This window comes from Streptomyces sp. NPDC088157 (assembly GCF_044741545.1).
Classification (GTDB): Bacteria; Actinomycetota; Actinomycetes; order Streptomycetales; family Streptomycetaceae; genus Streptomyces.
Map to the genome: position 1 here is coordinate 215,792 of NZ_JBIUSU010000004.1, position 23,939 is coordinate 239,730.

At 69.4% G+C, this 23,939-nt stretch carries 17 protein-coding genes and 2 pseudogenes; 12 read left to right on the plus strand and 7 right to left on the minus strand.

All coding sequences use genetic code 11. The features are described from left to right. The first annotated feature begins 110 nt into the window (after nucleotides 1-110). Nucleotides 111-3,329, plus strand: coding sequence for a family 78 glycoside hydrolase catalytic domain (locus ACIPFH_RS16875; RefSeq protein WP_401827254.1), 3,219 nt, complete (start codon nucleotides 111-113; stop codon nucleotides 3,327-3,329). A gap of 202 nt (nucleotides 3,330-3,531) precedes the next feature. Continuing rightward, nucleotides 3,532-3,709 (plus strand): annotated as a pseudogene (locus ACIPFH_RS16880) (NADP-dependent oxidoreductase); the annotation flags it as partial. A gap of 266 nt (nucleotides 3,710-3,975) precedes the next feature. Here ACIPFH_RS16880 and ACIPFH_RS16885 read toward each other — a convergent pair. Beyond that, the gene (locus ACIPFH_RS16885) at nucleotides 3,976-4,749 is read right to left on the minus strand and encodes an IclR family transcriptional regulator (protein WP_401827256.1); all 774 of its coding nucleotides are present in this window, start codon (nucleotides 4,747-4,749) and stop codon (nucleotides 3,976-3,978) included. Between the two features lie 120 nt (nucleotides 4,750-4,869). Here ACIPFH_RS16885 and ACIPFH_RS16890 point away from each other — a divergent pair, with 120 nt between their 5' ends. The 6 genes from ACIPFH_RS16890 to ACIPFH_RS16915 are packed head-to-tail and all read left to right on the plus strand — an operon-like array spanning nucleotide 4,870 to nucleotide 12,770. Beyond that, entirely contained in the window at nucleotides 4,870-5,946 is a 1,077-nt protein-coding gene (locus ACIPFH_RS16890) for a cupin domain-containing protein (protein ID WP_401827258.1), read from the plus strand. After that, on the plus strand, nucleotides 5,943-6,773 hold the full coding sequence (locus ACIPFH_RS16895) for a fumarylacetoacetate hydrolase family protein (protein ID WP_401827259.1): 831 nt from the start codon (nucleotides 5,943-5,945) through the stop codon (nucleotides 6,771-6,773). Before ACIPFH_RS16890 ends, ACIPFH_RS16895 begins: the two co-directional genes overlap by 4 nt. Continuing rightward, nucleotides 6,770-7,495 carry a maleylpyruvate isomerase family mycothiol-dependent enzyme gene (locus ACIPFH_RS16900; protein ID WP_401827260.1) on the plus strand — a complete coding sequence of 242 codons (726 nt, stop codon included), beginning with the start codon at nucleotides 6,770-6,772 and terminating at the stop codon, nucleotides 7,493-7,495. Before ACIPFH_RS16895 ends, ACIPFH_RS16900 begins: the two co-directional genes overlap by 4 nt. Nucleotides 7,496-7,511: 16 nt before the next feature. Next, the gene (locus ACIPFH_RS16905; protein WP_401827261.1) at nucleotides 7,512-9,065 is read left to right on the plus strand and encodes an FAD-dependent monooxygenase; all 1,554 of its coding nucleotides are present in this window, start codon (nucleotides 7,512-7,514) and stop codon (nucleotides 9,063-9,065) included. Continuing rightward, on the plus strand, nucleotides 9,062-11,119 hold the full coding sequence (locus ACIPFH_RS16910) for an acetate--CoA ligase family protein (RefSeq protein ID WP_401827262.1): 2,058 nt from the start codon (nucleotides 9,062-9,064) through the stop codon (nucleotides 11,117-11,119). Before ACIPFH_RS16905 ends, ACIPFH_RS16910 begins: the two co-directional genes overlap by 4 nt. Next, nucleotides 11,109-12,770, plus strand: coding sequence for a (2,3-dihydroxybenzoyl)adenylate synthase (locus ACIPFH_RS16915; protein WP_401827264.1), 1,662 nt, complete (start codon nucleotides 11,109-11,111; stop codon nucleotides 12,768-12,770). Before ACIPFH_RS16910 ends, ACIPFH_RS16915 begins: the two co-directional genes overlap by 11 nt. A gap of 30 nt (nucleotides 12,771-12,800) precedes the next feature. On the opposite strand, the gene ACIPFH_RS16920 is transcribed toward ACIPFH_RS16915, so the two are convergent. Together ACIPFH_RS16920 and ACIPFH_RS16925 are read right to left on the minus strand one after the other, a co-directional pair. Next, entirely contained in the window at nucleotides 12,801-13,172 is a 372-nt protein-coding gene (locus tag ACIPFH_RS16920; protein WP_401827265.1) for an antibiotic biosynthesis monooxygenase family protein, read from the minus strand. 84 nt (nucleotides 13,173-13,256) lie between these two features. Next, complete coding sequence (locus tag ACIPFH_RS16925; protein ID WP_401827267.1) at nucleotides 13,257-14,051, minus strand: alpha/beta fold hydrolase; 795 nt, start codon at nucleotides 14,049-14,051, stop codon at nucleotides 13,257-13,259. 143 nt (nucleotides 14,052-14,194) lie between these two features. Here ACIPFH_RS16925 and ACIPFH_RS16930 point away from each other — a divergent pair, with 143 nt between their 5' ends. The 4 genes from ACIPFH_RS16930 (at nucleotide 14,195) to ACIPFH_RS16945 (ending at nucleotide 18,693) form a co-directional block, all read left to right on the plus strand. Further along, entirely contained in the window at nucleotides 14,195-14,797 is a 603-nt protein-coding gene (locus ACIPFH_RS16930) for a TetR/AcrR family transcriptional regulator (RefSeq protein ID WP_401827269.1), read from the plus strand. Nucleotides 14,798-15,432: 635 nt separating this feature from the next. Beyond that, complete coding sequence (locus ACIPFH_RS16935; protein ID WP_401827271.1) at nucleotides 15,433-16,521, plus strand: amidohydrolase family protein; 1,089 nt, start codon at nucleotides 15,433-15,435, stop codon at nucleotides 16,519-16,521. 314 nt (nucleotides 16,522-16,835) lie between these two features. Further along, entirely contained in the window at nucleotides 16,836-17,540 is a 705-nt protein-coding gene (locus tag ACIPFH_RS16940) for a response regulator transcription factor (RefSeq protein ID WP_401827273.1), read from the plus strand. A gap of 151 nt (nucleotides 17,541-17,691) precedes the next feature. Beyond that, nucleotides 17,692-18,693, plus strand: coding sequence for a sensor histidine kinase (locus ACIPFH_RS16945; protein WP_401828043.1), 1,002 nt, complete (start codon nucleotides 17,692-17,694; stop codon nucleotides 18,691-18,693). Between the two features lie 229 nt (nucleotides 18,694-18,922). On the opposite strand, the gene ACIPFH_RS16950 is transcribed toward ACIPFH_RS16945, so the two are convergent. From ACIPFH_RS16950 to ACIPFH_RS16965, 4 genes and pseudogenes are all read right to left on the minus strand, one after another. Then, entirely contained in the window at nucleotides 18,923-19,759 is an 837-nt protein-coding gene (locus ACIPFH_RS16950) for a hypothetical protein (RefSeq protein WP_401827274.1), read from the minus strand. Between the two features lie 482 nt (nucleotides 19,760-20,241). Continuing rightward, a pseudogene (locus ACIPFH_RS16955) lies at nucleotides 20,242-20,890 on the minus strand (amidohydrolase family protein). A gap of 652 nt (nucleotides 20,891-21,542) precedes the next feature. Then, nucleotides 21,543-22,529 (minus strand): aldo/keto reductase, encoded by a 987-nt coding sequence (locus ACIPFH_RS16960; protein WP_401827276.1) that lies wholly within the window; start codon nucleotides 22,527-22,529, stop codon nucleotides 21,543-21,545. A gap of 448 nt (nucleotides 22,530-22,977) precedes the next feature. Further along, complete coding sequence (locus ACIPFH_RS16965) at nucleotides 22,978-23,937, minus strand: amidohydrolase family protein (protein ID WP_401827277.1); 960 nt, start codon at nucleotides 23,935-23,937, stop codon at nucleotides 22,978-22,980. Nucleotides 23,938-23,939 lie beyond the last annotated feature (2 nt).

A 23,939-nucleotide genomic window follows, 5' to 3' on the forward strand; every position in this document is an offset into this window, starting at 1 on the left:
CACTTCACCCGACTTGAAACGATTCAATCCATGGGGTTGCAGTGCTCTGTAAACGCTCGCTCGTCTTTCGACTCCTCAGAGGCTTCGTCGTGTTGGCCATCGTGGCAGGTGTGTCCACTCTGCGGGAGCCCGTGTCCTCCGCGGCATCGGCGCCGGACGCGCCGTTCACGGTGCAGGCGCTGACCGTCAACGGCCGGGTGAACCCGCTGGGCATCGATGATGAGGAGCCCGTCCTCGGCTGGCAGTCGGCGTCTTCCCGGCGGGCGACATCGCAGCGGGCCTACGAGGTCCAGGTCGGACGCAGGCCGGGCTCTGCCGACGTGTGGTCGTCCGGCAAGGTGGCGTCCGCCCGCCAGGTCGGCGTGCGGTACGGCGGGCCTGCCCTGGAGGCGGGCACCCGCTACCACTGGCGCGTTCGGGCCTGGGACGACAGGGGAGTCGCGAGTCCGTGGAGCGCGACCGCGTACTTCGAGACCGGCCTGCCGGCTCCCGGCGACTGGGGCGGCGCCCAGTGGATCACCCGCCCCGCGGCTCCGAGCGAACTGGACAAGTGGACCGACTACACCGCCACGGTCGAGTTCACGCTCGACAGCAACGCTTTCGGCATGTTCCTGCGCGCCCCCGACGCGGGCAACGGATACATGTGGCAGTTCAACGTCACGGGCCCGATCCCGATGCTGAGGCTGCACCAGCAGGTCAACGGCAACTACAGCGTGCTCCAAGAGGTGGATCTCGCGCCCTTCGGCTTCACCGACGCCGATCTCCTCGTCGGCCGGCACACCGTCCGCTACGAGGCGATGGGCGCAACGATCAGCACGACGCTCGACGGCAAACTGGTCAACACCTTCACGGACTCCACGTTCACGAAGGGCTACCTTGGTTTCCGCACACACTCCTGTTGCGGCGAACGGGGAACGGTCTACGGCGCCGTCGTGACCGGCGCCGACGGTGGCACGCTGCTGGACACCGACTTCGCGTCGGGCCGCAACCCGTTCACCGGCGGTGAGATCGTCGACTCCGCCCTCGTCGTGTCCGGCACCACGGACGCCCTCTACGCACCCGCGTCCCGGCCGCTGCCACTGCTGCGCAAGGACTTCGCGACCAGGGTCGGCAAGAAGATCGCCTCCGCGCGCGTCTACGCCTCGGCACTCGGCCTGTACGAGCTGGAGATCAACGGCAGGCCGGTCGGCGACCAGGTGCTCGCCCCGGGCTGGACGAACTACCAAAAGCGCATCCAGTCCCAGACCTACGACGTGACGAAGCTGCTCGCAAGCGGCGACAACGTCATCGGCGCCTCCCTGGCAGACGGCTGGTGGGCCGGCAAGGTCGGGCTCGGCTGGACCCACCAGTACGGCAACACCCCCGCTCTCGTGGCGAAGATGCGCGTCACCTACACCGACGGCTCCGTCCAGTGGATCTCCACGGACGGTTCGTGGAAGGCGTCGGACGGGCCCTTCGTGAAGGCCGACCTCCAGGACGGCGAGACGTACGACGCGCGTCTGGAGCCGTCGGGCTGGAGCCGACCGGGATTCGACGGCGCGAAGTGGGAGTCCGCCGTGAGCGTGGACTCGCGGACCGCACTGCTGGTCCCGCAGAGCGACGAGCCGGTGCGCCGGACCCAGGTGCTCCAGGCCCGGAAGATGACCGAGCCCACCTCAGGGACTTACGTCTACGACCTCGGTCAGAACATGGTCGGCGTGTCACGGCTGAAGCTGGCCGGCGCCGCAGGCCAGACCGTCAGGATCCGCTACGCGGAAGTGCTCAACAAGAACGGCACCCTCTACACCGACAACTTCCGCAGTGCCAAGGTCACCGACCGCTACACCTTCGCCGAGACCGGAACGGTCACCTACGAACCCACCTTCACCCAGCACGGGTTCCGCTACATCGAGATCACCGGGGTGAACCAGCCTCCCGCGCTCTCCGACGTCAAGGGCGTCGTATGGGGATCCGACCTCCCCGCCACCGGCACGCTGAAGACCTCGGACAGCATGCTCGACCAGCTGGTGAGCAACATCTCCTGGAGCCAGCGGGGCAACTTCCTCTCCATTCCCACCGACACGCCCGCCCGCGACGAACGCCTTGGCTGGACAGGAGACATCAGCCTGTTCGCGCCGACGGCCAACTACCTGGTCGACACCCGCGCGTTCCTGTCGCACTGGATGGCGGACGTACGCAACTCCCAGTACGCCAACGGTGACCTGCCGGCGGTCGTACCGACCCCTCAGGGCCAGTTCGGCGACAGCGGTGTCGGCTGGTCCGACGTGATGATCACCGTGCCGTACTCCGTGTGGCGCTCGTACGACGACACCCGCATCCTGCGGGAGAACTACCCCGCCATGCAGAAGTTCTTCCAGTTCGTGCGCACCAGCGCCGGGCCGGACCTGCTCGAGCCCGGCCGCACCACCTTCTTCACCAACGACTGGCTGAACCTGGACGACCCGACCGAGCAGGGCATCCTGGGCACGGCCTACTATGCCGAGAACGCCCGCATGATGGCGGAGACGGCCAAGGCCCTGGGCGATGACGCGGCGGCGTCCGACTACGGCAAGCTCTCCGCCGACATCCGTGACGCCTTCACCAAGGCCTATGTCGCGGCCGACGGCACCGTCAAGGGCAACTCCCAGACCGGGTACGCGATGGCCCTCGCCATGAACCTCGTCTCGGATCCGGCGCTGGTCGACAAGGTCGGTGAGAAGTTCACGGCCAAACTGGCGCTCACCGACTACCACCTGCGGACCGGCTTCATCGGCACACCGCTGCTGCTGCCCGCGCTGAGCAGGATCGGCCGGGACGACCTGGCCTACAGGATGCTGCTGCACAAGGACTACCCGTCCTGGGGCTACGAGGTCGCCAATGGTGCCACCACCATGTGGGAGCGCTGGAACTCGATCATGCCCAACGGCGACTTCGGCCCGGTCGACATGAACTCCTTCAACCACTACGCCTACGGCGCTGTGGGTGACTGGATGTTCCAGAACATCGGCGGCATCTCCGCGCTCGAACCCGGCTACCAGCGTTCCCGGATCGCGCCGGTGCCCGGCGGGGGCCTGACGGAGGGTTCCGGAAACCTCACCACCGTCTACGGTCGCCTGTCCTCGCGGTGGAGTACCCGCAACGGCGCCTTCGATCTGGAGGTGAAGGTCCCGGTCAACACCGTCGCGGAGGTCCACATACCGGCGGCGAGCCTGTCGGCTGTGACCGAGGGCGGCCGACCGGCCGAGAAGGCCAAGGGTGTCCGGTTCCTGCGGATGGAGAACGGAGCCGCCGTGTTCGAGGTCGGCTCGGGAACCTACGACTTCACCGCCGACGCCGTCCGCGGCGGCTGAGTGCCGAAGACCATCGCAGGCCTCTCGAAGAGGGGGCTGCCCGGCCTCACGGTTCCGGTCACGATCAGTGGCCGGAACCGTGGCTGCTGCTGTCGGATACCTCCCGGCGGCAGGGGAGCGTTGTTCCAGGACGTCGGCACCTGGCGTGGGCACCCAGCTGGCTGCGCCCAGGCCACACCCCTTCGTGGGCGACTGCCGCCGCCTCGCCGACCGGGTCCGTGCCGTTGCCCCGCAGGGCAGCGATGCCGTGTTCGACGCCACCGGCTACGACGCCCTGGAGGCCTCCATCGACCTGCGCGGCGGCGTTACCGACCGCATCGTCACCATCGCCGACGTCCAGGCCTTCGAACTGGGCCCGGTCAGCCGGTCCAGCCGTGGATCGGTTGGTCGTTCTCCGGTGCCCGGGTCGGGCAGGTGGTGTCCGCAGGTGTCGAGGAGCCGCCGTGTCGTGTTGCGAGAGCCACTGTGTCAGCGCTGTGGACCGATCTACCGATCGGATGGCGGAGATCAGCTCGGCCGGGGGAGGTTCTTCAGCAGGAAGCCGCTCGGTCCGGCGCGCAGCGCCCCGTAGCTGTACTCCTCGATGTCGAGTCGAAGGTACGATGTGCGGTTCCCGTGGGATGACGGTGCCGCACGCCGCCGCCGTTCACAGATTCTGACCGATGTCCCGGACGGTTGCCAGCAAGGGTCGGGACAACTCCGCCAGGCTCGCGCGGGTGCAGCGGACGGACGGGGCCGCCACGGCTACGGCGGCCACGGCGGAGCCCGTGCGGTCGCGCACGCATGCGCCGACGGCGTGCACCCCGCGCTCGCTCTCCTGCAGATTGATCGCGTAGCCGGCCCGTCGCACCGACACCAGCTCGTTGAACAGGCGCTCCACGGCGTCGGAGGCGTCGGCCCGCTCGCCGGGGAGCCCGTTGGGGTAGAGGGCTCGCAGCCGGTCCGCCGGCAGCGCGGCGAGCAGGGCCTTGCCGCCCGAGGTGACGTGGGCGGGCAGGAGGGTGCCGGTGCGGTAGCTGACGCGCAGCGCCTGGGGCCCCTCCACGCCGTCCAGGAAGCGGGCCGCGTTGCCTTCGAGCACCATCAGGTGGGTCGTCTCGCGGACGCCGTCCGCCAGCCGTTGCAGGTGAGGGCGGGCGATGGTGATCAGGTCCGGGGGAGGAGCCGCCTGGCTTCCTCTGATCGCCTGGAGAGCTGGGCCCGGCCGGTACACCTTGTGGCGGTCCTGCATGGCGAATCCCTCGAAGACCAGCATCGCCAGGATCCGGTGCGCGGTCGAGCGCGCTACACCGAGCCGGTCCGCGACGTCCATCACCCGCAGCTCGTCGAGCTCGTGCAGCAACCGTACGACGCGCAGGGCGTTGCCGGCGGCGCTCACCGGATACGACGGACCGGGCGAACGCTCCACTGAATTCTCCATAGCGGAATCCTACTCTTCGAGGATTCCAATGAGGGGAAACGTCGGCGTAGCGTCAGGAAACAGCGCCGCAGGATGCGCGCTTGTTACGGCGGTCGCCGAACACACGACGTGGAGGTTTCCGTGACCGATACCACCAGCGAACAGACCGAGCGCAAGCTGCTCGACGAGCTGTACGCGGACTTCGAGGACGCGGGCCTGATCCCGCTGTGGATGCAGGTGGACGGCCTCATGCCGATGTCGCCGCAGCCCGACGCGGTCCCGCACCTGTGGCGGTGGGCGGAGCTGCTGCCCATCGCGCAGCGCTCCGGAGAGCTCGTGCCGGTGGGGCGTGGCGGCGAGCGCCGCGCCATGGCCCTGTCCAACCCCGGCCTTCGGGGCCTTCCTTACGCCACTCCGACCCTGTGGACCGCGATCCAGTACCTGGGCCCGCGCGAGGTCGCCCCGTCGCACCGGCACAGCCAGGGAGCCTTCCGGTTCGTACTCGAAGGCGAAGGCGTGTGGACCAACGTCGACGGGGACGCGGTCGCGATGCGGCGCGGTGACCTGCTGCTCACGCCGAGCTGGGCGTTCCACGAGCACCAGAACGTCACCGATGAGCCGATGGCCTGGCTCGACGGCCTCGACATCCCGCTCGTCTCCCAACTCGACGGCGGCTTCTTCGAGTTCGGCCCCGACGAGCTCTCCACCCGCGATACCCCCGAGCGCTCGCGCGGCGAACGGCTGTGGGGGCAGCCCGGACTGCGCCCGATCAGCCGGCCCGACCAGCCCAACTCCCCGCTGAACGCCTACCGCTGGGAACACACCGACGCCGCCCTGACCGCCCAGCTGGAACTGGAGGACGAAGGCGTACCCGGCGTGATCGAGCCCGGGCACGCCGGGATCCGCTTCTCCAACCCCACCACCGGCAGGGACGCCCTGGTCACGATGCGCACCGAGATGCGCCGACTGCGGGCCGGCACGCAGACCGTCCCGGTGCGCACGGTCGGCTCCGCGGTCTGGCAGGTGTTCGAGGGCGAGGCGGTCGCCCACGTCGGTGACAAGGTCTTCGAGATCGCCAAGGGCGACCTGTTCGTCGTCCCGTCCTGGTGCGAGGTCTCACTGTCCGCCCGCACCCAGGTCGACTTTTTCCGCTTCAGCGACGAGCCCGTCTACGAGGCCCTGGGCCTCGCCCGCACCTCCCGAGGAGAACAGAAGTGAAGCTCGCCACCATCCGCGTCAACGGCACCACGCGCGCCGTCCGCGTCGACGAGGACAAGGCCGTGGACCTCGGCGAGAGTGACCTGGTGGCCTTCCTGCGCCACACCGACTGGGCCGCGCGTGCCGCGGACGCCGCCGGTGAGACGTACGAAGGCGCCCTGGATTACGCCCCCGTGGTCGTCGCCCCGGAGAAGGTCGTATGCGTTGGCCTCAACTACCGCACTCACATTCTGGAGATGGGCCGCGAACTCCCCTCGCACCCCACACTGTTCTCCAAGTTCGCGCGAGCGCTGGTCGGCGCCTACGACGACGTGACCCTGCCCGCCTCCTCCACGCAGATGGACTGGGAAGCCGAACTCGGCGTCGTCATCGGTGCCGAGGTCCGGCACGCCGATACCGAGCAGGCACGGGCCGCGATCGCCGGGTACACCGTGCTCAACGACGTCACCGCCCGCGACTGGCAGTACCGCACCACCCAGTGGGACCAGGGCAAGACCTTCGAGGCCACCACCCCCATCGGACCCTGGCTGGTCACGGCCGACGACACCGCGGCGTCCGCCCAGGGCCTGAGCCTGACCTGTGAGGTCGACGGCGACACGGTCCAGAAGGCCGATACCGGTGACCTCGTCTTCGATCCGGTCGCACTGGTCGCGTACCTGTCCGAGATCGTCACCCTCGTGCCGGGCGACGTGATCGCCACCGGCACTCCGGGTGGGGTCGGCCACGCCCGCAAGCCGGCCCGCTATCTGCAGGACGGTACGCGCCTCGTCACCCGGATCGAGGGCATCGGTGAGACCCGCAACACCTGCCGCCGGGAGACTCGGTGAGCGCACGCCCGGCAGTCATGCTGGAGCAGGCGGCCAAGGGCACGGCGGCCTTCGAAGCCGCCGTGCACCGGCTGACCGGCCCGGGATTCACCAGGGCCTCGTACCTGCCGGGCTGGAGCAGGGCCCACCTCGTCGCCCATGTCGCCCGCAACGCCGACGCGCTCGTCAACCTGCTGACCTGGGCGCGGACCGGTGTCGAGACGCCCATGTACGCCAGTGGCGACCAGCGGGCGCGTGAGATAGAGGAGGGCGCCCGGCGGCCGACCGCAGAACTACGGGCGGCACTGCTCGCGGCCGACGGCCGTCTTGCCGCGGAACTCGCCGCACTCCCCGACGAGTGCTGGGCGGCGACGGTCCGCACCGCGCGAGGGCGTGAGGTGCCCGCCTCCCAGGTGGCCTGGATGCGGGTGCGTGAGGTGTGGGTCCACGCCGTCGACCTGGACATCGACAGCACCTTCGACGATGTGCCGCACGAGGTGTGCGACGCGCTCCTCGACGACGTGACCGCCTCCCTCCGGGCCCGCCCCGACTGTCCTCCCGTCGAACTGCGGGCCGAGGACGCCGACCGCACCTGGCTCCTGGGAGCACCCGGCGGCGCGGAGCCGGTTGTGGTGAGCGGTGACCTGAGCCGACTGGCCGCCTACGCGACCGGGCGTCCCGTGCCCGGCCCCCTGCACCCCGCCGACGGCGGTTCCGTACCCCAACTGCCCGCGTGGCTGTGAGCGCGAAGGAAAGATTATGAAAGTTGCCTGCATCGGTGCGGGACCCGGAGGGCTGTTCTTCGCCACACTGCTGAAACGGAGCCTGCCCGGAGCCGAGGTCGTGGTGTTCGAACGCAACCGCCCCGACGACACGTTCGGCTTCGGGGTGGTCTTCTCCGACGCCACCCTCGACGCCATCGACGCCGCCGATCCCGTCCTCAGCGAGGCGCTGGAGAAGCACGGCCGGCACTGGGACGACATCGAGGTCCGCGTGCACGGCGCACGGGAGCGCGTCGGCGGCATGGGCATGGCGGCCGTGGTCCGCAAGACGCTGCTGAGCCTGTTGCAGGAACGGGCCCGCGCCGAGGGCGTGCAGATGCGCTTCCAGCATGAGGTCAGCGATCCCGCCGAACTGGACGACTTCGACGTGGTCGTGGTGTGCGACGGCGCCAACAGCCGTTTCCGCACCCTGTTCGCCGACGACTTCGGACCGACCGCCGAGGTGGCGAGCGCGAAGTTCATCTGGTTCGGCACCACTTACATGTTCGACGGGCTCACTTTCGTCCACCAGGATGGCCCCCACGGTGTCTTCGCCGCCCACGCCTATCCGATCAGCGACTCGTTGAGCACCTTCATCGTCGAGACCGACGCCGACTCCTGGGCCAGGGCCGGACTCGACGCCTTCGATCCGTCGACCCCGCCGGGCACGAGCGACGAGAAGACCAAGCACTACCTGGAAGACCTCTTCCGCGAACAGATCGACGGACATCCGCTGGTCGGCAACAACTCCCGCTGGGCCAACTTCGCCACTCGCAAAGCCAGTTCGTGGCGGCGCGGGAAGTGGGTACTGCTGGGCGACGCGGCGCACACCGCCCACTTCTCCGTAGGGTCCGGCACCAAGATGGCGATGGAGGACGCCGTGGCCCTTGCCGAAGCCCTGGGAGAGGCCCCGCACAGCGTGCCGGAGGCACTGGAGGCCTACGAGTCGCGCCGCCGCCCCAAGGTCGAGAGGATCCAGAACTCGGCGCGGCCCAGCCTGTCCTGGTGGGAGCACTTCGGCCGCTACGTCCGTACGCTCGACGACCCGACACAGTTCGCTTTCCACTTCCTCACCCGCAGCATCCCGCGCGGCAAACTCGCCGTGCGCGACGCCTCCTACGTGGACCGCGTCGACGGATGGTGGCGGCGACACCACGAGGCGGGGCCCCTGAAGACGCCTTTCCGGGTCGGCCCGTACCGCCTTCCCTCGCGCCGGGTGACGGTCGGCGACGACCTCCTGACCGGGACCGACGGCACCGGCATCCCGATGGTCCCCTTCAGCAATCAGTCGTTCGGGGCGGGCGTGTGGGTCGATGCCCCGGACACCGAGGAGGGGTTGCCGCTCGCCCTTGATCAGGTGCGTGAGACGGCAGAGGCGGGCGTCCTGCTCGTCGGCGTACGCGGCGGTACGGAACTGACCCGCGTACTGGTCGCGGAGGAGGCCCGGCTCGTGCACAACCTGCCCGCCGCGGTCATCGGCCCCTACGACGACGACACCGCGACCACGCTCGTGCTCTCCGGCCGGGCCGACCTCATCGGAGACGTCAAGTGAGCGCCCTGGACGCGCTGTTCGCACCCCGAGCCATCGCCGTGCTCGGCGCATCGGCCACGCCCGGGAAGCTCGGCGCGGCGATGACCGACTCCCTGTCCTCCTTCCCGGGGCCGGTGATGAAGGTCAACTCCGGCCGCCCGGACCCCGACCGGGGCTTCTTCCCCACCGTCGGTGCGGCCGCCGCAGCCCACGGCATCACACCCGACTTGGTCGTCTCCTGCATCCCGGCCGCCGTGACCGCCGACGCCCTGCGCGAGGCGGCAGCCGTCGGTGCCCGCGCCGCACTCGTGTGCGCCGGCGGGTTCGCGGAAGCAGGGGGCGAGGGTGCGCTGCACCAGCAGGCGCTGGCCGAGGTGGTGCGGGACACCGGCATCCGGGTCCTCGGACCGAACACCTCGGGCTTCCTCGCCCCCCACCGACGGCTCACGGCCAGTTTCGTCCCAGGCGCGTCCGACCTGGAACCGGGTCCGGTGGCGGTCGTGGCCGCGAGCGGCGGCGTCAACCACGCCCTGGCCTTCGCCCTCGCCGAGACTGGGGTCGGCCTGCGCCTCGGCATCGGCCTCGGCAACAGCCTGGACGTCACCCAGGCCGACGTGCTGAACCACCTCGCCGAGGACGACGGCGTACGGGCCGTCGCCCTGCACGTGGAGACCGCCGCGGAAGGCCGCCGCCTCACCGAGGCGGTACGCCGCCTGACCGATCGTGTCCCCGTGGTGGCCCTGGTCGTGGGTCGCAGCGACATCGGCGACTTCGCCCGCTCCCACACCGGCGCCCTGGCCACCTCCTGGCGCGTGACCAGGACAGCCCTGCGCCAAGCCGGGGCCGTCCTCGTCGACGACGAACGCGACCTCGTCGACGCCGTCACCGCGCTCAGCCGCGTACGCCTCCCGGCCAACCCACGCCCAGGCATCGGCCTGGTCACCGCACAGGCCGGGCCCGGACTGCTGCTCACGGACGACCTGCGCTCTCACGGCATCCAGGTTCCGCCGCTGGTCGAACGGACGGTGAAGGAGCTGCGTGAGCTGCTTCCGGCCCTCACCTATCTGAACAACCCCGTCGACACCGGCCGCCCTTCGCCCGTGCTCACGCAGGTGGTGGAGCGGGTCTCGGAGGACCCCGGCATCGACGTCACCGCCGTGTACGGGCTGCTGGAACCCACGGCGGTGGACCTCCCGGCCGCGCTGACCGCCGCCCGTACGGCCACCCCGCTCGTCGCCGTCGTCGGCGGACCCGTGGAGCAGGCGCGGCGCACCCGCCGTGAACTCGGCGAAGCCGGCATTCCCTGCGCGGCCACGCCGGCCTCCGGATCGGCGATGGTGCGCGCCCTCGTCGAGGACGCGGCAGCCCGCACCCGGCTGGAGGCCGTCCTCACCGCCTCCGATGCCCCCACCCTGCCCCCGCCGGGCCCGGTCGACGAACACACCGCCAAGGAAGTCCTCGCGGACCTGGGCATCCGTACGCCCGTACGGCGCGCGTGCGCCGACCCCGCCGCGGCGCACGCGGCCCTCGACGAGCTCGGCGGGCCGGTCGTCGTGAAGATCCTCGACGCGGCGATCCTGCACAAGACGGAGGTCGGCGGGGTCCAGGTCGGAATCCGCACGCACGAAGAGCTCGACGACGCCCTCGCCCGTATGCCCGCAAGCCCCGCGCTGCTGGTGGAACAGATGGCCCCCGCGGGACCCGAACTCATCGTCGGCGTACGCCGCGACCCGGTCTTCGGCCCCGTGCTGGCTCTGGGCGCCGGGGGAACGGCCGCCGAAATCCTCGGCGACGTCTCCCTGCGCCTCGCGCCTCTGTCCGCGAACGAGGCGCACGCGATGCTCGACGAGCTCGCCACCCGCCAGTTGTTCCTCGGCGCGCGCGGCGCCACCCCGGTCGACCGCGCGCGACTCACCCACGTGCTGCTCGCCCTGGCTTCCCTCGCCGCCGACAACACCGTGGCCGAGTGCGAGATCAACCCTTTGCGCGTCCTGCCCGACGGCGACGTCGTCGCGCTCGACGCCGTACTGCTGCTGCGTGACCCCCGGGATCAAGGAGGATCCGATGACGCGTGAGGGATTCGTGCCCTGGCCCAAGGAGGCGGCCGACCGCTACCGCGAGGCCGGGTACTGGCGTGGCAGGCCGCTCGGCTCGTACCTCCACGAATGGGCCGAGACCTACGACGACACGGTGGCCGTCGTGGACGGCGACACCCGCCTGACGTACCGTCAACTCGCCTACAGGGCCGACGGATTGGCATGCAGCCTGCTGGACAGCGGTCTCAACCCCGGTGACGCGATGCTCGTCCAGCTGCCCAACGGCTGGGAGTTCGTCACACTCACCCTTGCCTGTCTGCGGGCCGGAATCGCTCCCGTGATGGCGATGCCCGCGCACCGCGGTCACGAACTGCGCTACCTGGCCGCCCATGCCGAGGTCACCTCGATCGCCGTACCGGACCGACTCGGCGACTTCGACCACCAGGCCCTGGGACGGGAGGTCGCCGAAGCCACCCCGAGCGTACGGCTGTTGCTTGTTGCGGGCGGCACGCCAGGCACCGACGCCACGGATCTGCGCGCCCTGGCCGAACCGGCCGACGACCCTGTCGCCGCACGGGCCCGGCTCGACCGGATCGCCCCGGACAGCGGCGACATCGCCGTCTTCCTGCTCTCCGGCGGCACGACCGGACTGCCGAAGCTCATCACGCGCACTCATGACGACTACGAGTACAACGCGCGGCGCAGCGCCGAGGTGTGCGGCCTTGACTCCGACTCCGTCTACCTGGTGTCGCTGCCCGCCGGACACAACTTCCCCCTGGCCTGCCCCGGCATCCTGGGGACCCTCATGAACGGTGGCCGGGTCGTCCTGGCCCGTACCCCGGAGCCCGGCAAGGTGCTGCCGCTGATGGCCGCCGAGGGCGTGACGGCCACCGCCGCCGTGCCGGCCGTCGTCCAGCGCTGGATCGACGCGGTGGCCTCCGGCCGCCACCCCGCCCCGCCCGCACTACGGCTGTTGCAGGTGGGTGGCGCCCGCCTCGCGCCGGAGGTCGCCCGCCGCGCCGAACCCGTGCTCGGCGGCACACTCCAGCAGGTGTTCGGCATGGCAGAGGGGCTGCTGAACTACACGCGCCCCGACGACCCCGACAACATCAAGATCGAGACGCAGGGGCGACCCATGTGCCCGGACGACGAGGTCCTTGTCGTTGACGCCTCCGACAACCCGGTCCCACCTGGAGAGATGGGCGCCCTGCTCACCCGCGGCCCGTACACCCCACGCGGCTACTACCGGGCTGCCGAGCACAACGCCCGTGCGTTCACCTCCGACGGTTGGTACCGCACCGGTGACGTCGTCCGGCTGCACCCGTCGGGCAATTTCGTCGTCGAAGGACGAGACAAGGACCTCATCAACCGGGGCGGCGAGAAGATCTCCGCCGAGGAGGTCGAGAACCTCATCTACCGCCTGCCCGGTGTCGCCCGCGTCGCGGCCGTCGCGAAGACCGACCCCGACCTGGGGGAGCGGGTGTGCGCGGTCGTGGTCGTCGAGCCGGGGACCCACTTGAGCCTCGAGTCGGTCCGTGCCGCCCTCACCGCGATGCAGGTGGCCCGCTACAAACTCCCCGAGGACCTGCTGGTCGTGGACGAGTTGCCGCTGACGAAGGTCGGCAAGATCGACAAGAAGCGGCTGCGGGACGTCGTCCGTGGCAAAACAGACTCCGTCGAGGCAGTGTGACGGCGCTCGCCGCCATCACCTCAGCGGTCGTCATTCGCCTTCGCAGATGCCCTCGACCGCGAACTTCTGGTACAGGTGCGGGTAGGCGACGGTACCGGCCGGGTAGCGCGCCAGGTGCGAGGCGAATTCCGGCGTGCCGAGTGCCGCACGGAGGTGGTCGGTGGATTTCCAGACCGCGACGTTGGTGAACAGGCGGCTGCCTGCGATGCCCCGGTACAGCTGCACCGAGAGCAGGTTCCCCGACTTCTTCATGTACTCCGCGTCGTCCGTCCAGGCGGCCACCACCTCGGCCTCCTTGCCTTCCGGGGCGACAAAGGTGTTGATGATGGTGACCGGGCCGGCCTTCTCCTTCTGCTGGTCGCGGAACTGGGTGGACTCGTCGAGGTGGCCGAAGCTGAGCATGATTCCTCCATGGACTCTGGTGTGATGAGTTGTGATCGGCCCTGGTGAGGTGCCAGGTACTGGGGCGCCGCCGGTGGCGTGCGTTCAGGCGTGGTGCTTGTCGAGGAAGTCGGTGATGAGGTGCAGCCACTCCTCGGTCCGCTCCAGCATCGGCAGGTGGCCGGTGGCGATGTCCGCGAGTTGGGCGCCGGGGATGGTCTGGGCGAGGTGGCGGTGCAGGGCGGTGGAGACGAGGCGGTCGTCGGTGGTCGAGACGACCAGGGTGGGGACCGTGATGCCGGCGAGGTCGTCACGGACGTCGACCTGGCCGACGAGGTCGGTCTGCTCGGGGCTGCCGTCGGCCGTGCCGGCGGCGACGTGGCCGAGGGTCTGCTGCAGCTGCTCGGCCGGCATGGACTCCAGTGCCTGGGTGCCCAGGGCCGTCATAAGGAGGAATTCGGCGAGCAGTTCACGGTCGCCGGATGCGGCGATCTTGCTCTGGATCGAGGAGGCGAGAGCGAGCCGGTTGTCGCGGTGGGGGAAGGCGGCGGTCAGGACGAGTGCGGTGACGCGCTCGGGGTGGCGTGCGGCGGCGCGGATGGCGACCGGGCCGCCGAGGGAGTAGCCGGACACGGCGAAGCGGTCCAGGCCCTCCGCGTCGGCGGCGGCGACGAGCTGGTCGGCGAGGTCGTCGACGGACAGCGCGGTGGTGGAGCGGGGGGTGTCGCCGCTGCCGGGGTAGTCGATGCCGACGATCGTGTGGCGGGCGGCGAGGGCTTCCAGCACGGGGCCGTAGGTGCCGGCCAGGCTGCTGCCGGCGCCGTGGGCGAGGAGCAGGCCGGGGCCGGAGCCGAGGCGGGTGCGGGAGAACGTGGGTGCGGTCAGGGTGCGAGGTGACATGGCGGTCTGCCTTTCGAATGCGCCGACGCACGAGAATCATCCAGTGCGTGTGATTACTTCCTCAGGTCTATCACACGGAGCGTATGATTTGGGCGTGTGACGTCAATCACACGCGCCGTATGATGTGCCGGTAGGGTGGCGGCATGAAGCAGCCCCTCCACCGCCGGCAGCCGACCCAGAGCAACCCGCGCGTGCAGCGCACCCGCAACCGTGTGCTGGCCGTCGCCCGGGAACTGCTGCCCCAGGTCGGACCGGCCGGGCTGACCTACGCCCTGCTGGCCGAGCGGTCGGACGTCACCCGCCAGACCCTCTACCGGCACTGGCCCACGCGAGCCGCGCTGCTCTTCGACCTCGTCCTCGAAGGCCCCGACCTCGGCACCTACCCCGAACCCGGCAGCGACGTGCGCGCGGTGGCCACCGCCTGGCTGAAGAGCCTGCGCGCCGGCGTCAGCGTGCCGGCCGTGCGAACCGCCGCCCTGGCCGTCACCGCCCAGGCCGACCACGACCCCGACAGTGCCCGGGCGCTCGTCCGCATCGGCGAAGACCGCCACGTCGGCTTCAACAGGCTGCTGGAACCCTCCGGCATCCAGATCAGCGAAGACGAGTTCACCCTGCTGTACGGGCCCGTCCTCGCCCGCCTCTTCCTCGACCGCGGCCAGGTCACCGACACCTTCATCGACACCGTCGTGACCCAATGGATCACCACGCTGCAGACCGCCGACACACCGCAGGACGCCCAGGAGTAGTCACCGAAGGCGTCGTCGTGTCTGCCGGTCTCGCGACCGTTGCCGAGTGAGCCTCGCAGCCGCAGCGGGGCGACACTCGCACCCTGCACGTCCGCCGATTGGCTTCATAGAAGCTTCATGCGCTGAGTGGTAGGTGCTTTATGGGCCGCCTGTTGTCTGACGGTCATGCGCGTACTCCTCGTCCCGCCGGTGGACACCGTTGATCACCCTGCTGTGCGGCACGTTCCTTCGGCTTGGGCCGGCCAGCACGTGAACCCGGCTGGGCACGAGGTCGGCGATGAGGCGTTGCATGAAGAAACCGCCGGCCTGTTCGGCAGCGGTCTCGGCGACGTTTGCTCGCAGCCGCTCCGAAGCCGACTGCCGGCCGGTGCCCACGGCTGAGCGCTGGACCGATCTGTTAGCGGCAACCCGCCCGGCCGAGAAGCGACTTGGCCGCTTGCGCTCTCCATTCGGCCTGGAGCCGTGCCGGCCTGGCGACAGCACCGTGACGCAAGCACATACGACCTGACTCGCACACAGAGCGAAGAGGAGTACCGGAAATGAACCATCGACGGAACATCTCGCGTCGAAGGATGATCGAAGGGGCGTCGGCTGCGGCGCTCGTCACGGCGGCTGCGGCCACTGTGCCCGCTGCCATGGCCAGTCCGGAGACGGCATCGGCCGGTCCGGGACTACCGAAGGGCAACTGGCGTATCGACACCCACGCGCACTACTCCCCGGACGTGTACAACGACTACCTGAAGCGCTACGGCCTCCTCGGCGCGATCACCGGGGCGTACGGTCCGTGGTCGGTCGACCGGCACCTGGCCTTCATGGACCAGTACCGGATCCAGGCCAGCGTCCTGTCGTTCGGCGACCTCCAGGTCACCGTCGGACCGGTCGACGACCGGCGCGCCACCGCCCGCGCGGTCAACGACTACGCTCGCGACCTCGTGCAGACCCGCGGTGACCGGTTCGGGATCTTCGCGGTCACCCCGATGCCTGACATCGAGGGCTCCGTGGCCGAGGTGGACCGCGCGCTCGGCGAACTGGATCTCGACGGCATCTGCCTGCTCACCAACTACAAGGGCACCTACCTGGGGGATCCGTCCTTCGCGCCGCTGTACGAGATCCTCAATGACCGCGGTGCCTACGTTTACGTCCACCCGACGGGTCCGGAGAACAACCCGGCTCCCAAGCTCTGCTTCGGCCCCGACATCCCGGCCGGCAACAACGTCTTCGAGTACACCTTCGACGCGACCCGTGCGATGACGAGCCTCATCTACAACGGCGTCCTGCGGGACTACCCGAACATCCGCTGGCACTTCACCCACAGCGGCGGGGCACTGCCGTTCCTGGCTTACCGGCTCGCGACCCGGCACTCCGCCTTCCCGCCGTTCAACGAGGTGCTGCCGGAAGGCCCCCTCACCTACATCAAGCGGCTGTTCTTCGACAACGCACAGGCGTTCACCGCCGCGCAGTTGCAGCCGCTGTCGTCCCTGGTGCCCGCCGACCACATCATGTTCGGCAGCGACTGGCCGGCGACCCGCCACCTCTACGCGGCCGACAACGTCGAGACGATGCCATTCCTCAAGGGCAGCCTGCCGCTCCTCAAGGCGGCCGACCCCGAACCGACCGTCGACGAGATCTACAGTCGGCGCGAGCGGATCGCGCTCGAACGGACCAACGCGCTTGAGCAGTTCCCGAAGCTGAAGGCACGTATACGCCGCGCCGGTTCGCGCTGAACCGCGCCCCCCACCGCGGCCCACCCCGCCGCTGCCCCGCTGAGGGGCGCGGCCGGGGACCTGCGCAAAATGCCGGGGCCGGTTGACGGGGGAGGCCCGCGGGACGGAGCGGGGTGCGGTGGAAGGTCAGCTGATGCACCGTGATCCGTTTCCCACGCTGGTCCTGGTCAAGCGGAGACCAGCCCGCACTCCGTCGCCGGCCGCGACGGACACCGTACGCTGGCCGCATTCGAGGGCCTCTGCCTTGATGCTGCCGGTCACCCCGCGGCCAAAGCGGCCGTCCCCCTCCCACCTCGGCGATGGAAGCGAGCACGATGAGTACGCAGCGGGTTCTGGTCGTCGATGACGAACCCAAGATCCGCATGACCGTGCGCGGCTACCTGGAGGCGGACGGGTTCCACGTCGTCGAAGCCGCGGACGGGCCGTCCGCCCTGCAGGCGGTCACCCGCGACCGGCCGGACCTCGTGGTGCTCGACGTGATGCTTCCGGGACTGGACGGATTCCAGGTCCTGCGCCGTATCCGGGAGGCGAGTCAGATTCCGGTGATCATGCTGACTGCCCGCGACGAGGAGGTCGACCGGCTGATCGGCTTCACCACCGGCAGCGACGACTACGTCACCAAGCCGTTCAGCCCCCGCGAACTGGCACTGCGCGTACGCGCCATCCTGCGACGCACCGACCACCGGTCCGAGGCGGACCACGAAGACGGGGTGCTGCGCTTCGAGGGACTGACGGTCGATCCCGAGACACGGACCGTCCTGGTCGATGCCGACCGAACGGTGGAGCTTTCCGCCCTCGACTTCGATCTCCTGTTCGCGATGGCCCGTTCCCCCGGGCGGGTCTTCACCCGGCGCGGTCTGCTGGCCCAGGTGTGGGGCGATGACTTCTTCGGTGACGAGCGCGTCGTGGACGTGCACATCCGCACGCTGCGGCGCGCACTGGGCGACGACGCGGGCGCGCCCCGGTTCGTTGGGACCGTCCGCACCATCGGCTACCGGTTCATCGGGCGCCCTGCCTAGCGGCCAGGAAGGACACCGATGCATGTCTGCCTCCCGTTTTCCGGCCTACCACCGGTCTCGTGCGCGGCTGCGCCGTATCAAGGAGCGTCTGTCGCTGCGCAACCGGCTGGTGCTCTCGCACGTCACGGTGCTCCTCCTGGCACTGGCGGCCATGGCGGCGATCAGCGCGCTGATCGAGGTGTGGCTCGGTTTTGCCGACATCGAAGGCGACGTGGTCCTGCAGGTCGGCCTGTTGTTCGGAGGAGCCGCGGCCTTCCCGGCGTCCGTCGCCCTGTCCCGGTTTCTGCTGCGTCCGCTCGACCGGGTGCGCGCCGCCACGCACCGGCTTGCCGAGGGTCACTACGACGACGTCCTCGAACTTCCCAGTGAGCCGGGCCTGGCAGCGCTGGTCAAAGACGTCAACACGCTGGCAGCTGCCCTCGCCGACACCGAGCGCCGCCGCGCCCGGCTGATCTCCGAGGTCGCCCACGAGATGCGCACCCCGATCACCATTCTTCGCGGCCAGATCGAGGGCATCGCCGACGGTATCTTCACCCCCGACGAGGCGATGTTCGCCTCCCTCGCCGATGACCTCGACCGGCTGCAGCGCCTTGCCGGTGATCTCTCCAGCCTGTCACGGTCGGAGGAGGGTGCCTTCGATCTCCACCGCAAGTCCACCGACGTGGCCATGCTGGCTCGGAGCACAGCCGAGCGACTGCGCCCCCAGTACGACGACCAGAAGGTCACCCTCATCGTTGACGCCGACACACCCGTCGCCGCCTTCTGCGACCCGGACCGGATCACGCAGGTCCTGGTGAACCTGCTCGGTAACGCATTGGCCGCGTCCGATCCGCATGGGCATGTGGTGCTGTCAGCGCGCACCGAGCCGTCGCCCGGGCATCATGTGATCGTCCGTGTCATGGACGACGGTATCGGCATCGCTGAACACGACCTCGAGCGCATCTTCCACCGCTTCGAACGCCTCGAACATCCCGGCCGGACCGCTGCCGCCGGCGGCAGCGGCATCGGACTGACCATCGCCCGTGGCATCGTCCGAGCCCACGGCGGAGACATCAACGCGGAGTCCGACGGGCTGGGCAAGGGAGCAACGTTCACCTTGCGACTACCGCAGGCAGACGTCCCCGGAGTCGGTAAAACTCCGGCCTCCCGCTGACCCCATCGATCCCCTGGAGCGGCAGTGATGAGCAGGCGGGGCGGTCGCGAAGGACGCCGAGCCGTGCGCTCAGTGAGTGTCGCCACTCCGGAGACGGCGAGGGCGCGTGCGGCTGTCGCACGCGCGACGCGGTCGGCGTCCCGCAGGATCCTGGCCGGCGACGCCCGGATCACGTCGGCAATGGAGCCATGACCACGAGCGGCGCCGGCCGGTCCCGCACTTCCCCTGCTCAGGCGTTCGGCGTCTCGGCGGGAGAGGCGACGCGCGGGGCGTCGATACTCTCGATCGAATCCTGCACGTCAGGGCGCTTGATCGCTAGATAGGCGACCAGGACCACGAACAGCAGGAGCCCTCCGAAGGTGACAGAGCCTGACCCGAGGCCGATACCACCGCCCCCTTCACCGTCGTCGTGGACAGGCTTGAGGAGCCAGTCGGCCACCGAGGCGCCCAGCGGCCGGGTGAGGACGTATGCCGCCCAGAAAGCCGTGACCGAATGGAGGGTTCCGCGGCGGTGGAGGATCCACGGAACCACGATGGCGACGCCGAACAACGCCATCGAGCCCACAAAGCCGAGTCCCAGGGTGCTGGCTGTCAGGTCACCCGCCGCGGTGCCCAGGGCGAAGCTGCACATGACGGTCAGCCAGTAGAAGGTCTCGCGGCGTCGCGTGGTGATGCTGTGAACCGAGAGCGTCCCTTCTGACCGGTACCAGAGTGCGAGTACGGCAGCGGTGGCAGCGGCGTAGCCGGCGGCCACGAGCGGCAGAGGTACGCCGACGACGAAGGCCACGATGTCGGCTTCGGCGGTGCCGAACACGGCGACGCCCAGGACCGCGGTCCAATACGGGACCGCTCGGTACCGGGAGGTCCGGAACTGCCACACGAAAGCCCCGACGACCGCGACAACGGCGACGATCAGCGTGATCCAGTGCCCACCCAGAAACATGAAGTCCGAGGCCGACTCCCCCAGACCGGTCGTGAGCAACTTGGCGACCCAGAAGATCGCGGTGAGCGCGGGAACCTTGGCGTAAGGGAATCCGATAGGGCGCGCCTGGCTGGTCCCGGTCATGAACGCCCGCCGGGGAGAGCAGAGGTGGAACCGCCGGGAACCGACCTGCCCGCACCGCTCGGCCCCAGGGATCCGCTCACCCTCCCGGACGTTGCCGAGAAGTCCAGCCGGGCCACGGCTGTCCTGTCCCCGAAGCGTTTGGCAAGTTTCCGTGCCTTGATCATCTGCTCATCCTTCGAACCGGGCCACCGCCCTTCGGTGCCCTGCAAGGACGCTAGGTGCGGCAGTCGAGCAGACCGTGGTACCGCGGGAGGAAACCCGCTCCATGAGGTGGTACCGCGGTACAACGCGTACCGCGGTACAACGCTGTGCGCTTGTTCGCGCGGCGTCGCGCAGGGACCGGCCGGCCAAGGGCAGTGATTCCTGCTTCACGGGATGGGGGTGGGACCGACGGCGTCCGCCGGTCCCACCCCCATCCCGTCCTGACATCCGGTCACCGCTGTCCAGTCGGCCCCGGATCGTCTCGACAGCCCTCCGAGGGATCAGGCCAGTCCAAGAAGCACTTCGGCGTTGTCTGCCAGGATGCCCTGGGTGTCCGCTGCGTCGAGGCCGGCCCGTTCGATGTAGGCGACGGTGTCGAGGTAGTGCTCGCCGCCCTGGTACGGGAAGTCGCTGCCGAGGACGAGTCGGTCCGCGCCGACTGCCTGGACCGCGGCTCGCAGTGCCGCCTGGGAACTGTGGGCGACGGTGTCGTACCACATCCGGCGCGCCGCCTGGCTCGGCGGAAGGGGGGCATCACGGGCCTCGAAGTGGGCGAGGTTGTCCCACCGCTCCAGCAGCATGGGCAACGCACCGCCGAAGTGGGAGTTGAGGATTGCGCACACGGGGGTAACGCGTCACGAACTCACGGGTGATGAGCTGGGCCGCTACGACGGTGTCCTCCACGGGCGCGCCGACCATCCAGGTGAGGTGGTGGTCGGTGATCTGCGGGGAGGCGACGCCGTCGCCGGCGGGGTGGAGGTACATCACGGTGCCGCGGCGGTCGAGTTCCTGCCACACCGGTGCGAAGGCCGGGTCGGTCAGCGCCCGGCCCGCAGCCGAGGTGGTCAGCGCCGCACCCACCACCCCCGGTGCGTCGAGGACGCGGTCGAGTTCGGCCAAGGCCGCGTCGACGTACGGCAGAGGAAGCACGACGAAGGCCAGGAAGCGGTCGGGGTGACGGGTCCACCAGGTGGACGTACCGGTCGTTGATCATGCGCGCGGCCGCGGCGGCCTGGTCCGGATCCGGCAGTGCGCCCGTCAGTGGTGAGGCGGAGATCACCTGTCGGTCCACACCGGCCTGGTCCATCAGGGAGAAGCGGGCCTCGAGCTCCTTGTCTGTGTCGTCGGCCCCGAGCCCGCGCTGGCCGCGGGTGGTCGTGACGCCCGAGTCGGCCAGGAAGTCCAGGTAGCCGCTGGGGTAGACGTGAGCGCGCGTGTCGATGCGCATGAAGGGTTCCTCAATCGTCGAGGGAAAGAGAGAGGAAGGGTGGCAGATCCCGTATTTGCTGGTGCAGGGACGTCGGACGGACTGCTCCTGTCGCGCTCAGCGCCACGACGGCGACCAGCCAATTCCGGCGTTGACTCTCAGTACTGGGCCGGGCCCCACGGGTTCGCAATTCACCGAACGCTACGAAGGCTTCCGGTGGGGACTGGAACACGCTCGGCGCGGAGTCGTACGGGTGGTGTGCCGCGACAGCTTCTCGGCCGACCCTGGCGAACTGTTCGCCGAGAACCTGGGCACTGGGTGGGCCCGGGGAAGGAGCGGTGTAGGAAAACGGCTAGGCGAAATGGATAGGCCAAGCTACTTGTCGACCAGGGACATGTGGTGCTCGTTGTAGCGGTTTCCCTGTACCCCGACGCGACCGACGAGTCCGTTGAGGTCGGCCAGTTCGTCGGCGGACAGGGGCAGTCGGGTCGCGCCGATGTTCTCCTCGATGCGTGCGGTGCGCCGGGTTCCGGGGATCGGAACGATCGACGGATGCTGCGCGAGGAGCCAGGCGAGCGCGACCTGCCCCGGTGTGGCGTCCTTGGCCTGCGCAAGCCGTGTGACGTGGTCGACGAGGGCTTGGTTCGTCGCCCGGTTCTCGGCTGTGAACCGTGGAATGTTCGTGCGGACGTCGTCGGCGGTGAATGGCGTCGTCGCGTCCACCGTCCCGGTCAGGAACCCCTTGCCGAGCGGGCTGAAGGGTACGAATCCGATGCCGAGTTCCGAGCAGGTCGGCAGAACCTCATGCTCGGGGTCCCGGGTCCACAGCGAGTACTCGCTCTGTACTGCCGTCACCGGGTGGACCGAGTGGGCGCGGCGGATGGTCTGCGCACTGGCTTCCGAAAGCCCGAAGCAGCGCACCTTACCTTCCTGTACGAGTTCCCCCACGGTTCCGGCGACGTCTTCGATCGGCACGTCAGGATCAACGCGGTGTTGGTAGAAAAGGTCGAGCGTTTCGACCCTGAGCCGTTTCAGGGAGGCCGTGGCGACGGCGCGGATCTGCTCGGGCCGGCTGTTGAGTCCGGCGGGGGTGCCGTTCTCGATACGGAATCCGAACTTGGTGGCGATCACTGCCTGGTCCCGCACCGGAGCGAGGGCTTCTCCGAGGAGCTCTTCGTTGACGTAGGGGCCGTACACCTCCGCGGTGTCGAAGAAAGTGACTCCGCGGTCGACGGCGCTCCGAAGTACGGCGATCATGTCGGTACGATCGCCGGGGTTGGGGCCGTAGCTCTGGGACATTCCCATGACGCCGAGACCGATGGCGGAGACATGCAGGTCGCGTCCGAGCGTTCGGGTGTGCATTCTTCCTCCTCTTTGCTGGCAATACCGGTGGGTCGGCTCCAGGCCATGGGCAGGCCGCCGCCGCATCCGGTGTCGTCGCGAATTACTTTTCCTTCGGGCGTCGAGCCCGTCGGCTTACGTACCGGGGCGGGACGACCATGCCGACGTGTTGTGCGCGACAGTGCATTGGAGGCCGCCTCGACGCACTCACGTGAGTACTCCGCCTCGACGGCGACCAGCGTGAGTACCTCCTGACCCTGACGGCGTTCGTCGTGACGGCTCGGCCGTAGCTCTGGTGGTGGGCTTCGGACGTGTCCCCGAGGAAGATCACAATTACGTGCGCCCGGTGTGCTCCGAACCTGCCGTCGGAGGTTCCGAGTAGCTACTCGTTGGGTGGATACAACCGCGACCGGCCATCGTGCCGGCGACGTCGGGAGCCTGATCGCGCTGAGGGCCGGCGTACTGCGGTTCACCGCGTTGTCCGCGGAAACAGGCGCTTGGCGTTCGCCGTCGTGAGCGATCGCCATGTCGTGTCCTGCGCCGGTGGTTCGGCCGCGTCGATCGCCGCGATGTGGGTGTCGGCCAGCGGCGCAGGCGTCCAGCAGTAGTCGCTGCCGAAGAGCACGCGGTCAGGGTCGACGAGCTTCAGCAGTGCGGGGACGTGGCGTGGGAAGGCTGTGCCCGCCATGTCGTAGTACAGGCCGCGGAGTTGCTGCACGGCATTGAGGGAGGGCGCCTTTTGCGAAGGCACGAAGAGCTGCATGAACTCGTTGATGCGGTCGGCCAGGACGGGAATCGCGCCGCCGCAGTGCGGGACGATCACCCGCATGTTCGGGTGACGCGTCAGGACGCCCGCCATCACCAGGTCGGTGACGGTACGGGCCGTGTCGAAGATGTACTCGACCATCGGACGCGGCCTGCCGAGAGCGGACTGTTCCCAGCACACGGGGGAGGTGGGGTGCAGGAAGACCACGGCCCGCCGACGGTCCAACTCCGCGAAGACAGGGTCCAGGCGCTGATCACCCAGGTACACCCCGTGGGTGTGAGTCAGCAACGCCACGCCGTCGGCGCCGAGTTCGTCGAAGGAGAAGGCGACTTCCTCCAACGCGCCGTCCACGTCCGGCAGCGGAAGCGACACGAAATTGCCGAAACGGCCCGGGTGGTCCCGGGTCAGTTCGGCGGTGTACTCGTTGACGCGCCGGGCAAGGAGGCGGGCCGCCTTGTCGTCGCCGAAGTGCACGCCGGGGGAGGACATGGAGAGCATCGCGGTCTCGATGCCGTTGCGGTCCATCAGATCGAGATGGGCTTGCACGGACCATGACGGCCAGCTGCCCATGCCGTCGGGGTGGGCGTGGCCCGCCGCTGTCGCCTGCTGGACGTAGAAGTCGGGGAGGAGGTGGGCGTGGACGTCGATGAGGCTGGAGGACATGG

Excerpts from the sequence above, each read along its gene's own strand:
- ACIPFH_RS16885 (WP_401827256.1), bottom strand. The coding sequence starts at position 4,749 with ATGGAGAATTCAGTGGAGCGTTCGCCCGGTCCGTCGTATCCGGTGAGC.
- ACIPFH_RS16905 (WP_401827261.1), top strand. The coding sequence starts at position 7,512 with ATGAAAGTTGCCTGCATCGGTGCGGGACCCGGAGGGCTGTTCTTCGCC.
- ACIPFH_RS16915 (WP_401827264.1), top strand. The coding sequence starts at position 11,109 with ATGACGCGTGAGGGATTCGTGCCCTGGCCCAAGGAGGCGGCCGACCGC.
- ACIPFH_RS16920 (WP_401827265.1), bottom strand. The coding sequence starts at position 13,172 with ATGCTCAGCTTCGGCCACCTCGACGAGTCCACCCAGTTCCGCGACCAG.
- ACIPFH_RS16925 (WP_401827267.1), bottom strand. The coding sequence starts at position 14,051 with ATGTCACCTCGCACCCTGACCGCACCCACGTTCTCCCGCACCCGCCTC.
- ACIPFH_RS16930 (WP_401827269.1), top strand. The coding sequence starts at position 14,195 with ATGAAGCAGCCCCTCCACCGCCGGCAGCCGACCCAGAGCAACCCGCGC.
- ACIPFH_RS16935 (WP_401827271.1), top strand. The coding sequence starts at position 15,433 with ATGGCCAGTCCGGAGACGGCATCGGCCGGTCCGGGACTACCGAAGGGC.
- ACIPFH_RS16940 (WP_401827273.1), top strand. The coding sequence starts at position 16,836 with ATGAGTACGCAGCGGGTTCTGGTCGTCGATGACGAACCCAAGATCCGC.
- ACIPFH_RS16945 (WP_401828043.1), top strand. The coding sequence starts at position 17,692 with ATGGCGGCGATCAGCGCGCTGATCGAGGTGTGGCTCGGTTTTGCCGAC.
- ACIPFH_RS16950 (WP_401827274.1), bottom strand. The coding sequence starts at position 19,759 with ATGACCGGGACCAGCCAGGCGCGCCCTATCGGATTCCCTTACGCCAAG.
- ACIPFH_RS16960 (WP_401827276.1), bottom strand. The coding sequence starts at position 22,529 with ATGCACACCCGAACGCTCGGACGCGACCTGCATGTCTCCGCCATCGGT.
- ACIPFH_RS16965 (WP_401827277.1), bottom strand. The coding sequence starts at position 23,937 with ATGTCCTCCAGCCTCATCGACGTCCACGCCCACCTCCTCCCCGACTTC.